This is a genomic window from Massilia pseudoviolaceinigra (genome assembly GCF_030846505.1).
In the GTDB taxonomy this organism is placed as follows: domain Bacteria; phylum Pseudomonadota; class Gammaproteobacteria; order Burkholderiales; family Burkholderiaceae_D; genus Telluria_A; species Telluria_A violaceinigra.
The window spans coordinates 158,938-174,086 of the sequence record NZ_JAVCWL010000016.1 but is presented as its reverse complement, the minus strand read 5'-3'; the positions used below and the strand labels follow the sequence as shown (position 1 = coordinate 174,086).

Below are 15,149 nucleotides of genomic sequence, written 5' to 3'. Positions count from 1 at the left end.
AGGGCCGGGGTTCGACTTCGCGGTACGGCCTGGGGCATTGACCAACCTGGGAACGCTGATCTACCAGCCGATCGGCGAAGGAAAGGCGACTTTTGTTCTTTATGATAAACAGGTCGATCTCGCCCGTACCCTGTCAAAGGAATTTCCAGCGCTGGCGAAAGACCTCAGCGACACGGCGGTGATCGGATGGCGCAAGGTAGCTACGCCAGGCGCGGGTGCTTCCGGTCAGGCAATTCCGATGTCGTTGCAGTACGGCATAGTCGGTGCGCTGCTTGGCGGCATGGCCAACAAGATGGCCGAGACCGAAAAACGCATCGCCTGGGAAGATGCGAAGGATCCGGCGCTCCGGGTCATGCTGTCTAAAACGAGCACTCACTCTTTGAATGCAGCCCAGGAATTGCCGGACGGTGAGCTACTCGTCGGTAGCAATCTGGGGCAATTACTGTTGCGTAGCAGGTCGGGCGAGTGGAGGAATATCGATTTGAATGACCCTCGCGAGATCACTGCCCTGTATGCGAGAAACGGCATGCACATCACGGTGGGCGGGGAAGAGGGCATGCTAAAGCAGTCGACAGATGGCGGTCTTACTTGGGTGGATTTGGACATCCCGATTGAGAACGGCCTGGTCGCGCATGTGACCGAAGTCAATGGGGAACTGTTCGTGATGAGTATTGCTGAGGGTAAAATCTCTTTGCACAGTCGAATGAACGGTCCCGGTAGCCGATGGGGTGAACTTGCAAATCTGCAGGGGATGGGCATTTTACCGCATGTAAACATGCCAAGCCGAGCCGCGATTCACAATGGAAAGTATCTTTTGATCCTTCCGGGCAAGGAAATACATTCCCTCGATTTGGCGACACGGACATGGACAGTGTCCCGTGTGCCGCAGGAGGTTCAAGAGATTGGCAGCAACGGTGAGTCAGTATATTCCACCGGCTTTTTTCAGAAGCCCCATCTTTCTCACGATGAGGGAGCAAGCTGGAGCAAACTGGATAATGCCTGTGGCGGCTTTGTGTCCATCGTGCACGACTTCGCGATGCTTAACAAGAATGAAGCATGGTCGCTCTGTCATGTCGGCGGGGCATTTGTCACCAGCTCACGTATCAGGCATTCGAAGGACGGGGGGCGGACCTGGACAGATTTGCTAGCGGAAACTCCGTTGAAAAGTACCAGGATGGTCGTGAAAAAATCCGTACTGCTTTATATCGATCGGGACGTTCGCATATTTTCGAGCGCCGATGGCGGGCGTACCTGGATGCGAGACATAAGGAAACTTCCTGATGTCGCGCCCGCCTCCGGGGAGGACACCTTGAATCGCCAGCCGAAATAAGCGCCGCATGACGCGCAGGTAACGCCCGGCAGCTACGATATTACGCTCCATCGGCTTGGCGCGTGCCACGTGGCACTTGATTGACGGACGGCTGCCTGCAACTTGCAGCAACTCGTCTAGGTGAAGCAGCCGGGTGCCCTCCGGCGCCCGGGTCCGCCGGGTCGACCGGATCGTCGAATGCGGCTGGCGCCATCCGCACAGCCACATGCCCTTCATCGCGCAGCAAGTCCCGCTGGCGAATAGCCGGCATACGTGTACCGCTCCCGCGCGACGCTGGCTTGCGCTTGGCCACAGCCAATTTAGACCGGCTGCCATATTCCCCATCTCCCTGGACACAAGAAAAATTTCCTGCACTTAATCGATGCTGCTCAGTAAAAAGATAATGTCACTTTATATATGGCAAATATTTCTTTTTTATCGCCATATTCATTTCATTGAATTAATTTTTATGCAATTCGAATATTAAAAAAAGAAAATGACAAACCGTGATAATTCCTTTACTGTTCTGGCTGTGCGAGCTGATAGCTATGCCGCCGGGAAATACGAATATTTACGCTTTTCAATGCACCTGCATAGGATATGAGTTTATGTCGTGCCTTCTAAAATATCGAACATCCAGGGATTCCCGTCTTCCCGATCTGCCTCTTTCTCTGGCCAGTCACGCGTGTAGCCGCTGCGATTCCCTTGCCGGGCCCACCTAGCCAGAACATTTTTTAATCTGACAATCACCTTGCGCATGCAGGGGGCCACACCGCGCGCGGGTGGGAAAAGACACGCCAGCAAGCCACCGGAGCCGTGGCGGCGATCATAAAGCCGGAATTTTAGTTAATAAAAATAAACATAATGCGATTACGGGAAATGGCATCGGTTATAAACGCCGAGGTCACGGCGGAATGTTCTCTCGATAATCGTTGCGCACGCCTGCCATGATTATCGCCGACCACTTATCCGATATGCATGGTGCCCGTGCTCAGTCTTGCCCAAGTTAATAACGACATTGTAAAGGCAGACAGTTTGCTGCCGAGCATCAACTTCGGAGGAGTGGAATGGAACGGACGAGTGGAGACAAGCATACCCATTATCCCGCAGCCATGTTGGCCGCACGGTTTTCGATCGCACAGGAAGCAGTCTGGTCCAGCCTGGCACATCTGGCCGATCGCGGTTCCTGCAGCGGCGGATGGGTTTGTCCGGTAACGCGGCCATGCGATCCGTCGGACATGCGCGCCGTTCTCCAGCGCCTGGTCGACGCGCACGATGCCTTGCGCATGGTGCTGGTCCAGGCGGGCGGCGTGGTCGACGACATTCCCGTTCCGCATATCCTGGCGGCGGCCGAAGCGCCACTGCGCATTGTCGATCTGTCGGGCCACGCCGACAGCGCGCAACGCGCGGCGCACTATATAGAAGAGGCGAGGAATGCGCCTTTCGCCATCGACGGCAGCCTGCTTTGGCAATTGCTGCTGGTCCGCTCCGGCCCGCAGGACGGCACGTGGGTATGTCGCTGCCATCCTCTTGTCTGCGACAGCGCAGCCCTCCGGCTGCTCCATCGCGCCATTGTCGATGCCGGACAGGTCCTCGCCCCGGCCCCGCACCCCTTGCTCGACCAGTTGCGCGCGGACGACGCCTATCTGGCCTCGGCCGCCTGCGCGCGCGACCGGGCATTCTGGCAAGAGCGTTTTCCCGTACCGCCGGCCCCGCTGTTCGCGCCACACGCCCGTGCGCCCGACAACAGCGCGGCAAATACAGTGTCGTGGCACATCGTGCCGGCGCTGCGTGCGCGCCTTGAAGCAACCGCAAACCAGCATGCCTGCACGCTGACCGATGTGCTATTGACGGCGCTCGCCACCTGGTTCGACCGCATGCAGGAGGCCGACGGCGCGATCGTCATTGGCCTCGAACGGCAGCACCAGCGCGCGCTTGGCCGCTTCTCGACGGTCGTTCCGGTAACCATCCGCTTGCGCGATGACGACACCTTCGCCCACAATATGCGCCGCGTAGCCGACGAAGTGGGGCTATGTGTGGCGCATGAACGCTACCCGCTGTCGCGTCTTGCCTGGCGCGCAGATGCGGCGCAGCGCCTGGTCGACGTGGTCCTGTGCGTGGACGACGCGGCGTCCGACGCTGCCGAAGACGGCCTGGCGTTCTTCGGCCACGGCCTGGGACATGCTGCGCTGGCAGTGCTCGTCCAGGGCGGCGCAGACCACACGCGACTCGATTTTCACTGGAACAGGCAGATACTGGCCTACTCGTATGTCGCGGCGCTGCAACGTGCGCTTGCCGTCGTGATCGAGGCAGTGGCAGCCGGCGCCCCGTCGGCATTATCCGCATTGCCGCTGCTGGGCGCTGCGGAAAGCCGCCGCGTGCTCGCCGACTTTAACGCCACCGCGCGCCACTACCCGCAAGACGTCTGCGTCCACCAGCTGGTCGAACGGCAGGCGCAGAGCGCGCCCGATGCCATCGCGATCGAGTCCGGCGCCGGCGCCTTGAGCTACGGCGCCCTCAACGCGCGCGCCAACCAGCTTGCGCATCACCTGCGCGCCCGGGGAGTGGCGCCCGATGCGACCGTTGCCCTCTACCTGGAGCGCGGTGCGGACATGATCATCGCCATGCTCGCCGTGCTCAAGGCCGGCGGCGCCTATGTGCCGCTCGACCCGGCTTATCCGCCAGCGCGCGTCGCCTGGATGCTGGCCGACAGCGGCGCAGCGGTGTTGCTGACCCAGTCGCGTCTGTTGGATGGCATCGAGCCGGCTGCCGGAATGACCGTGCTCGCACTCGACTCGCCGCTGCCGCCGTGGCAGCAGCAGCCCTGCGGCGACCTGTCGCGCGCCATGAACGGCCTGGCTTCATCGCACCTGGCCTACGTCATCTATACGTCCGGCTCCACCGGGCAGCCGAAAGGCGTGATGGTCGAACACCGCAACCTGGTCAACCTGATCGGCTGGCACTGCGACACCTTTCCGCTGGCCCCCGGCGAACGCGCTTCGAGTACCGCCGGCATCGCCTTCGACGCCTGTACCTGGGAAGTCTGGCCGCCATTGTGCATGGGCGCCGTACTGGCGCTGGCGCCAGCCGATGCCGCGGGCGACCCCGTCGCATTGCTGGACTGGTGGAACCAGCAGGATCTGCACACCAGCTTCCTGGTGACCGCGCTGGCCGATATCGCCATGAAGCGCGATGCGCGCGCCGCCAGGCCGCTGCGCACCTTGCTGGTTGGTGGCGACCGCCTGGCCAGGGCGCCCGCCGCCGATGTCGACTTCAAACTCGTCAACAACTACGGACCGACCGAAACCACCGTGGTCGCCACGTCCGGCCGCATTCTTCCGGGCGACGCGGTCATCCACATCGGCCGTCCCATTGCCAACACCAGCGTCTATCTGCTCGACCGCCATGGCCATCCGGTTCCGGTGGGGGTGGCCGGCGAGATGTACATCGGCGGCGCCGGCGTGGCGCGTGGCTACCTGAACCAGCCGCGCTTGACCGGGGAGCGCTTCCTGGCCGACCCGTTCGCGGGCGTGCCCGATGCACGGATGTACAGGAGCGGCGACCTGGCGCGCTGGCTGGACGACGGCAGCATCGAATTTTTGGGCCGTAACGACCAGCAGGTCAAGATCCGCGGGCTGCGCATCGAACTTGGCGAAATCGAAGCGCAACTGGCGTGCCAGCCCGGCGTGCGCGAAGCGGTGGTGCTGGCACGTGGAGATATCCCGGGCGATGCGCGCCTGGTGGCCTATATCACCGGGACCGCCGACGCGCGCGCGGTGCGCACTGCGCTGGCCAGCGCGCTGCCGGCCTACATGGTCCCTGCCGCATGCGTGCCGCTCGACGCGCTGCCGCTCACCCCCAACGGAAAAATCGACCGCAAGCTGCTGCCGGCTCCCGGGCCGTCCGCCTTTGCGCAGCGCCCGTACGCGGTGCCGCAAGGGCCGCTCGAACAGGCCCTGGCCGCCATCTGGGCCGACCTGCTGCAATGCGGGCCGGTGGGGCGCGACGACCACTTCTTCGAGCTCGGTGGCCACTCGCTGCTGGCGGTCGAACTGATGGAACGCATGCGCGGCGCGTCGCTCGCCGCCGATATCCGCACCTTGTTCGCCGAGCCGACCATCGCCGCCCTGGCCCTGGCGGTTGAACATGGGGAACGGTGCCGCGCCGACGCTCCGGTCGCGCCGAACGCCATTGCCCCCGGCTGCGCCAGAATCACCCCCGCCATGCTCCCGCTGATCGAACTTGACGCGCGACAGATCGATCGGATCGCTGCGGCTGTACCCGGCGGCGCGGCCAACATCCAGGATATCTACCCGCTCGCGCCGCTGCAGGAAGGGATCCTGTTCCACCATCTGATGCAGACCGAAGGCGATCCCTATCTGCTGCTGGCCACCTGGTCCTTCGATTCGCGCCAGCGCATGGATGGTTTCGTGCAGGCGCTGCAGCAGGCCATCGGCCGCCATGACGCGCTACGCACCGCCGTCGTGTGGGAAGGGTTGAGGGAGCCGGTGCAAGTGGTCTGGCGTAGCGCACCGCTTGACGTGCAGGTACTCACGTTTGCGCAGGGCGAGGCGGCAGCCGGCCTGGCCGCCCATACCGACCCGCGCCGCATCCGCCTCGACCTGCGCCAGGCGCCACTGATGCGCGCCTTTGCCGCCTTCGACGCCGACCGGCAGTGCTGGCTGTTGCAGCTGCTGCTGCACCACATGGTGGTCGATCACGCCACGCTGGCCCTGCTGTTTCGGGAGGTGGCCGCCATCCAGGGCGGCGGCGCGCAATCCTTGCCGCCGCCAGTCCCGTTCCGCGATTTTGTCGCGCGCTCGCGCCGGCCGGGCAGGGCGGACGCGCACGAAACCTTTTACCGCGACATGCTCGGCGATGTCGACGAGCCGACCACGCCTTTCGGACTGGCCGACGTGCGCGGCGACGGCAGCACCATCCGCCAGGCCGAACGCATGCTCGGCATAAGCCTGTCGCAACGTTTGCGGCAACAAGCCAGGGCGCTCGGTGTCAGCCCGGCCAGCCTGTTTCATGCGGCATGGGCACAGGTACTGGCGCGCGGCACGGGGCGCGACGACATCGTCTTCGGCACGGTCCTGTACGGGCGCATGCAAGGCGGGGCCAGCGCCGACCGCGCCATGGGCCTGTTCGTCAATACGCTGCCGCTGCGCATCCGCCTGGGCGACACCAGCGTTGTGGAGAGCGTGCGTGACACCCATGCGGCGCTGGCCCGTCTGGTCATGCACGAAGACGCGTCGCTGGCACTGGCCCAGCGCTGCAGCGCGCTCCCGAACGGCACGCCCTTGTTCTCGTCGCTGCTGAATTACCGCCACGGCGTGGGGCTCGACACGGTTTGCTGGGGCGAGGGCATTGCGATGGAGCCGGTGCAGGAGCTGAGCAACTACCCATTCAGCTTGCGCGTCGACGACCTGGAACACGATTTCCGGCTCAGTACCCTGATCGCGCTGCCGGTGCCGGCGGACCGGATTTGCGACTATATGCACACGGCGCTCGAACAGATCGCCGAGGCGTTGGAACACGCACCGCAAACACCGGTATCGCGCATCGATGTGATGAACGCCGCCCAGCGCCATGAAGTGCTGCGCACCTGGAACGATACCCGGCGCGAAGTCGGCGCGTCGTTCGTGCATGAACTGCTCGAACTGCGCGCGGCGCAATCGCCCGCGGCGATCGCCCTGGAGGCGGACGGAGAAACGCTCAGCTACCGCGACCTGAACGAGCGTGCCAACCGCCTGGCCCATCACCTTCTTCGCCTCGGCGTGCGGCCGGACACGCGCGTAGCGCTGGCCCTGGAGCGCGGCGTGGGGCTCGTGGTCGGCATGCTGGCCACCCTCAAGGCGGGCGGCGCCTACGTGCCGCTCGACCCGCACTATCCATCCGAGCGCCTCGCTTTCATGCTCGACGACTGCCGTCCGAAGGTGGTGCTCACCCAGGCATCGGTGCAGGAACGGCTGCCGGCCTGCCGCGCCCTCATGACGGCCACGGTACTCGAACTCGATGCGGCGTTCGTGCCGTGGGCCGACGCTGACGCGGCCAATCCCGGGCGCGTCTCGAACGGCCTGGCGTCGACGCACCTCGCTTACGTGATCTACACGTCCGGCTCGACCGGCAAACCGAAAGGCGTCATGGTCGAACACCGCAACCTGGCCAACCTGGTTGGCTGGCATACCGGCAGCTTTCCGCTGGCCGCCGGCGAACGGGCTTCGAGCAGTGCGGGCATTGCCTTCGACGCCTGCACCTGGGAAGTCTGGCCGCCCCTGTGCATGGGCGCCGTGCTGACCCTGGCGCCGCCCGACGCCGCCGGCGATCCGGTCGCGCTGCTCGACTGGTGGGAGCGGCAGGACCTGCACAACAGCTTCCTGGTCACCGCGCTGGCCGACGTGGCATTGCGGCGCGAGCGCAAGGGCAACGAGCGCTTGCGAACCCTGCTGATCGGCGGCGACCGCCTGCTCAAGGCTCCCGCTGCCGATCTGCCTTTCGAAGTCGTCAACAATTACGGTCCGACCGAATCGACCGTGGTGGCCACGTCGGGACGCCTTGTTCCGGGGGACCCGCTGATCCACATTGGCCGTCCGATCGCCAACACCTGCATCTACCTGCTCGACCGGCATGGACGGCCGGTGCCGCCGGGCGTGGCCGGCGAAATGTACATCGGCGGCGCCAGCGTGGCGCGTGGCTACCTGAACCAGCCGCAGCTGACCGAGGAACGCTTCCTGGCCGACCCGTTCGCGGGCACGCCCCAAGCGCGCATGTACCGCACCGGCGACATGGCGCGCTGGCTCGACGGCGGCAGCATCGAATTCTTGGGCCGTAACGACCACCAGGTCAAGATTCGCGGCCTGCGCATCGAACTGGGCGAGATCGAAACGCACATCAGTCGCCACGACGGTGTGCGCGAAGCGGTGGTGCTGGCGCGCGAGGACAGCCCCGGCGAGCCGCGCCTGGTCGCCTACCTGGTCGGCGATGTCGACCCGCAGGCCGTGCGCGACGCCCTGGCGCGCCAGCTGCCCATCTATATGGTGCCGGCAGCCTATGTGCTGCTGGCAGCCATGCCGCTCACCGCCAACGGAAAACTGGACCGCAAGGCGCTGCCCGCGCCGGAAGGCTCGGCGTATGCCCAGCGTGCCTATGAGGCGCCGCAAGGGCCCACCGAAACCGCGCTGGCCGCGATCTGGGCCGAGCTGCTCCAGCTCGACCGGGTCGGCCGCCACGACCACTTCTTCGAACTCGGCGGCCACTCGCTGCTGGCCGTGCAGCTGATGGAACGGATGCGCCGCCAGGACCTGGCCGCCGACATCCGCACCCTGTTCTCGCAACCGACGCTGGCCGCGCTGGCGCGTGCGGTCGATGATGCCGGCCATGGGAGCGTCATCGCCGCGGTACCTGCGAATGCCATTCCGGCCGGCTGCACCGCGATCACGCCCGCCATGCTGCCGCTGGTGAAGCTCGACGCCGGCCAGATCGAGCGCATCGCCCGCACGGTACCGGGCGGGATGGCCAATATCCAGGACATCTATCCGGTCGCGCCGCTGCAGGAAGGCATTCTGTTCCACCATCTGCTGCAGACCGAGGGCGACCCGTATCTGTCGTCAGCGACGATGGCGTTTGACTCGCGCGCGCGCATGGACGGCTTCGTGGCCGCGCTTGAGCAAGTCATCGAGCGCCACGACGTGCTGCGTACCGCCGTGCTGTGGGAAGGGCTGGACGAACCGGTACAGGTGGTGTGGCGCCATGCGCGGTTCACCGTCGATACGCCGGCCCTGGGGCCGGGCGACACCGCGGCGCAACTGCGCGCCGTGGCCGATCCGCTGCATTTCCGCCTCGACGTGCGTCAGGCACCGCTGCTGCACGGCTTCGCCGCCTTCGACGAGCCATCGCAAAGCTGGATGCTGCAACTGCTGATGCATCACATGATCCTCGATCACTCCACCCTCGACATCATGTTCCAGGAAATGGGGCTGATCCAGGCCGGGCGCGCGGACGCGCTGCCCGAACCGGTCCCGTTCCGCGATTTCGTCGCCGAGGCGCGCCGCGAGGGCAGGGCGCGCGACCACGAAGCGTTCTTCCGCCAGATGCTCGGCGACGTTGACGAGCCAACCGCGCCGTTCGGCCTGACCGACATCAAGGGCGACGGCGGCAACATCGAGGAAGTCCGGGCGCAACTGCCCCCGGCGCTGGCGCAGCGCCTGCGCCGGCAGGCCCGGGCGGCCGGCGTCAGCGCGGCCAGCCTGTTTCACTGGGCCTGGGCCCAGGTGCTGGCCAAGACCACGGGGCGCGACGAGGCGGTCTTCGGCACCGTGCTGTTCGGCCGCATGCAAGGTGGCGCCGGCGCCGACCGCGCCATGGGCCTGTTCATCAACACGCTGCCCCTGCGCGTCATGCTGGGCGAGGTGAGCGTGCACGATGGCGTACGCCAGACCCACGCGCTGCTTGCCGGATTGATGGAACACGAGCACGCGCCCCTGGCCCTGGCCCAACGCTGCAGCGCGCTGCCCAATAGCGTGCCTTTGTTTACCGCCTTGCTCAACTACCGCCACAGCGCCAACGAGCGGATCGACCGCAACGACGATTCCGGCTGGCGCAGCGGCATCGAGATGCTGGCGGCGCACGAGCGCACCAACTATCCTTTTGGCCTGTCGGTGGACGACCTGGGCGAGAACTTCGACCTGAGCGTGCAGATCGCGCGCCCGGTCGATGCCGCCCGCATCTGCCGCTACCTCCAGCGCGCGCTCGAAGGCATGGTCGACGCCCTCGAACAGGCGCCGCAATCGCCCGCCTGGCGCATCGCCATCGCCGACGGCGACGAGCGCCGCCAGACGCTCGGCCAGGTCACGCCGGCGCCCGTCCAGGAGCACTGCATCCACCACCTGTTCGAGCGGCAGGCCGCGCGCACGCCGCAGTCGGTGGCGGTGACGTACGAGGATCACTGTCTCACCTACGCGGCCTTGAACGAACAGGCCAACCGCCTGGCGCATCATCTTCGTACCCTGGGAGCGGGCCCGGAGCAGCGCATCGCCATCTGCATGGAACGCGGCCTGGACATGGTCGTCGCCATCCTCGCGGTGCTCAAGGCCGGTGCCGCCTACATACCGATGGACCCGGCCTATCCAGCCGAGCGGCTGGCCTACATGGTGCACGACAGCGCGCCCCTGCTGATGCTCACCCGGACCGGCGGCGTCGTTCCGGACGGGGTCGGCGTGCTCGCCCTCGACGGCGACGCGCAGCCATGGCAGTCGCTTTCCCCGCACAACCCGGAGCACACGGGCGCCACGCCGCGCAGCCTGGCCTACGTCATCTACACGTCCGGCTCCACCGGTCAGCCCAAGGGCGTGATGGTCGAACACGGCAACGTGACGCGCCTGTTCAGCGCCACGCAGCCGTGGTTCGGCTTCGGCCCATCCGACGTGTGGACCCTGTTTCACTCCTTTGCTTTCGATTTTTCGGTATGGGAGCTGTGGGGCGCGCTGCTCCATGGCGGCCATCTGGTGGTCGTGCCATACCTCACCACGCGCAACCCGCAAGCTTTTTACGCCTTGCTATGCGAACGCGGCGTCACGGTCCTCAACCAGACCCCGAGCGCCTTCCTGCAAGTGATGGACCAGCAGGGAGCGCAGCCGCACCGCCTGCGCCACGTCATCTTCGGCGGCGAAGCGCTGGAGGTGGGAAGCCTGGCGCGCTGGTTCGCGCGCCGCGATGCCGCCGCCACGCAGCTGGTCAATATGTACGGCATCACCGAAACCACGGTCCACGTGACGTACCGGCCCATCATGGCGGCCGACCTGGCCGGCCGGCGCGAGGCCAGCCCGATCGGACACGCAATCCCCGACCTGCAACTGTATCTGCTCGACGCTCATGGCGAGCCGGTGATTGCCGGCGTGCCCGGTGAGATTTACGTCGGCGGCGCCGGCGTGGCACGCGGCTACCTCAATCGCCCCGACCTGACCGCGCAGCGTTTCGTGCCGGACCCGTTCGGCGGCGTTCCCGGCGCGCGCCTGTACAAGACCGGCGACATGGGCCGTCGGCTGCCCGACGGCGCAATGGAATTCTTGGGCCGCAACGACCAGCAAGTGAAAATCCGTGGCTTTCGCATCGAGCTGGGCGAAATCGAAGCGCAGCTCGGGCGTCTGCCCGGCGTGCGCGAGGCTGTGGTACTGGCAAGGGATGACGGGCGCGGCGACAAGCGCCTGGTCGCCTATGTGGTCGCCACTGGCGCGGGGTTCGACGCGGGCGTCCTGCATCACGCGCTCGCGGGCGTTCTGCCCGAGCACATGGTGCCGGCGGCGTACGTGCCGCTCGCGTCCCTGCCGCTCACGCCCAACGGCAAGCTCGATCGCAAGGCCCTGCCGGCACCGCAGGGCGCCGCGTTCGCGCACAGCGAGTACGCCGCGCCGCAAGGGCCGGTCGAGGGCGCGCTGGCCGAACTGTGGTCCGAACTGCTGCAGGTCGAACGGGTGGGTCGCAACGATCACTTTTTCGACCTGGGCGGGCATTCGCTGCTGGCGGTGCAGATGACGTCGCGCCTGCGCCAGCGCCTCGGCCTCGAGGTGCCGCTGGCCGCGCTGTTCGCCAAGCCGGTGCTGCGTTCCTTCGCCATGCTGGTCAGCGCATCGGCCGCCAGCACCTTGCCGGCCATCGTGGCCGGCCAGCGGCCCGCCGTGGCGCCGCTGTCGTTTGCGCAGCAGCGCCTGTGGTTCATCTCGCAGATGAGCGAGCGCGCCGCTGCCGCCTACCACATGCTGCGCGGCCTGCGCCTGCGCGGCGCGCTCGACACGGCTGCCTTGCAGGCTGCGCTCGACGCCATCATCCGGCGCCACGAAGTGCTGCGCACCCGTGTCGGCATGGTCGACGGCCACCCGGTGCAGGACATCGCGCCCGCTAGCGCCTTCACGCTCGTTTGCCACGACCTGCGCGATGCCGGGGAAGCCGGTGACGAAGCGATCGCGCGCTGGAGCCGGCACGAAGCGCAGGCGCCGTTCGACCTGGCCCATGGGGCCCCGATTCGCGGCCGCCTGCTGCGGCTGGGGGAACACGACCACTGCCTGCTGCTGACCATGCACCACATGGCCGCCGACGGCTGGTCCATGGGCGTGCTGGCCGCCGAATTGCGCGCGCTGTATCGCGGCGACGAGTTGCCGGCGCTGTCGCTGCAGTATGCCGACTACGCGCTCTGGCAGCGCCAGTGGCTGGACGGGGCGGTGCAACGCATCCAGCTGGCATATTGGCAGCAGCAACTGGCCGGTGCGCCAGGTCTTATCACCCTGCCGCCCGACCGGCCACGCCCCACCGTACAAGACTATGCGGGGCAGAGCGTGCCCGTGCGGATCGAGCGCGAGCTGGCCAGCGCCCTTAAAGCCTTGTCGCAAAAGCACGGCACCACCCTGTTCATGACCCTGCTGGCGGCATGGGGCGCCCTGTGCGCCCGCCTGGCGGGACAGGACGAGGTGGTGATCGGCTCACCGGTTGCCAATCGCGGCCGCGTCGAACTCGAACCGCTGATCGGTTTTTTCGCCAACACGCTGGCACTGCGCCTGGACCTGAGCGGCGGCCCCAGTGTCGGCGCATTGCTGGCCCAGGCGCGCGAGTGCGTCCTGCAGGGGCAAAGCCACCAGGACGTGCCGTTCGAGCAGGTGGTCGAGGCCATGAAGCCGCAGCGCACCCTGTCGCATAGCCCGATTTTCCAGCTGATGTTCGCGTGGCAGAACACGCCGCAGGCGGCAGCGTCGCTCGATGGCGTGCATGCAGAGGAAATCATCCTGGAGCACCCGAGCGCCACGGTCGACCTGTCGCTCGACCTGGAAGAGTGCGATGGCGCCATCGGCGGCTGGATGACGTTTGCCAGCGCGCTCTTCGACCGCGCCACCATCGAGCGCCACCTGGGCTGTTTCAAGCTGCTGCTGGCCGGGATGGCGAACGACGACGCCTGCGCCATCGACCGCATCGACATCCTGTCGGACGCGCAGCGCGCCCAGGTACTGCGCGGCTGGAACCGCACCCGGCGCGAGTACCGGCAAGACCTGTGCATCCACGAGTTCATCGAAGAACAGGCGCGGGCAACGCCGCACGCGGTTGCCGTGGAATTGGACGACAGCCGCCTGACGTACCGTGAACTGAATGACAAGGCAAACCAGCTGGCGCATTACCTGCGCACGCACGGCGCCGGTCCCGAGCAGCGCGTTGCCCTGTGCCTGGAGCGCAGCCTGGAGATGGTCGTCGCCATCCTGGCGGTGCTCAAGGCGGGCGCCGCCTACGTGCCGCTCGACCCGGCCTATCCGTGTGCGCGCCTGGCCTTCATGCTGGCCGACAGCGCACCTTGCGTGCTGCTGACCCAGGCCGGCATCGATCTGCCTGCCGAGGTACCGGCCGTGCTGCTCGATTGCGCCGAGCGGCCGTGGCAATCGATGCCGACGACCAACCTGGCCCCGGCCCAGTTGGGCCTCACGCCCGCGCACCTGGCTTATGTGATCTACACCTCCGGTTCCACCGGCCAGCCCAAGGGCGTCATGAACGAGCATGCCGCGGTGGTCAACCGGCTGCTGTGGATGCAGGACGCCTACAGCATCGATGCCGCCGACGCGGTGCTGCAAAAGACTCCGTTCAGCTTCGACGTGTCGGTCTGGGAGTTTTTCTGGCCGCTGATGCAGGGCGCGCGCCTGGTGATGGCCCGTCCCGGAGGCCACAAGGACCCGGCCTACCTGGCCGACACCATCAGGCGTCGCGCCATCACCACGGCGCACTTCGTGCCGTCGATGCTGCAGGCGTTCGTCGACAGCGGCGCCGCCGAGGGCTGCGCGCAGCTTCGGCGCGTCATGTGCAGCGGCGAAGCCTTGCCCGGCGCCCTGGCGCGGCGCTTCGTGCAATGTCTGCCGCAGACGGAACTGCTTAACTTGTACGGCCCGACCGAAGCTGCGGTCGACGTCACCGCCTGGCACTGCGAGGGGAGCGACCTGCCCGACAACATTCCTATCGGCCGGCCGATCGCCAACACCACGATCTACCTGCTCGACCGCCATGGCGAGCCGGTGCCGGCCGGGGTGGCGGGCGAAATCCACATCGGCGGCGTGCAGGTGGCGCGCGGGTATTTGCACCGCGACGAACTGACCGCCCAGCGTTTCGTGGCCGACCCGTTCGCGGGCAAGCCAGCGGCGCGCATGTACAAGACCGGCGACCTGGGACGCTGGCTGGCCGACGGCACCGTCGAATTCCTGGGCCGCACCGATCATCAGGTCAAGATCCGTGGCCAGCGTATCGAGCTGGGCGAGATCGAAGCGCACCTTGCGCGCCAGGACGGCGTGCGCGAAGCGGTGGTTCTGGCGCGCGAGGACAGTCCGGGCGACCAGCGCCTGGTGGCCTACGTTGTTGGCGCAGCCGATCCGCAAGCGCTGCGCGCGGCGCTGGCGCGCGAACTGCCCGACTACATGGTGCCGGCGGCCTGCGTCGTGCTCGACGCCTTGCCCCTGAGCGCGAACGGCAAACTCGATCGCAAGGCGCTGCCGGCGCCGGAAGGCGCGGCCTATGCCCAACGCGCCTACGCCGTGCCCAAGGGCGAAACCGAGGCGGCGCTGGCCCGCATCTGGGCCGAGCTGTTGCGGCTGGAGCGGGTAGGGCGGCATGACCACTTCTTCGAACTCGGTGGCCACTCCCTGCTGGTGATGCAGCTGATCGTCCGCATCCGGCAAACGTGGGATGTCGACGTGCCGCTCATGGACGTTTTTGCCAACCCAACCCTGTGCGCGCTCGCCAGCGTCATCCTCGATTACGAGTTGCTGGCATTCGACGCCGATGAACTTGAATTTGTGATCTCTCAACATAAGGCTTGAAA

2 protein-coding genes are annotated in these 15,149 nt (G+C 66.4%); both read left to right on the top strand.

The window, feature by feature from the left end:
* Window positions 1-1,330: WD40/YVTN/BNR-like repeat-containing protein (locus RBA40_RS17345; protein WP_306649037.1), on the top strand; the 1,330-nt coding region annotated here is incomplete at its 5' end.
* Between the two features lie 1,046 nt (window positions 1,331-2,376).
* A complete protein-coding gene (locus tag RBA40_RS17340; RefSeq protein ID WP_306649036.1) occupies window positions 2,377-15,147 on the top strand; it encodes a non-ribosomal peptide synthetase in 12,771 nt (4,256 codons plus the stop codon).
* Window positions 15,148-15,149: the final 2 nt, after the last annotated feature.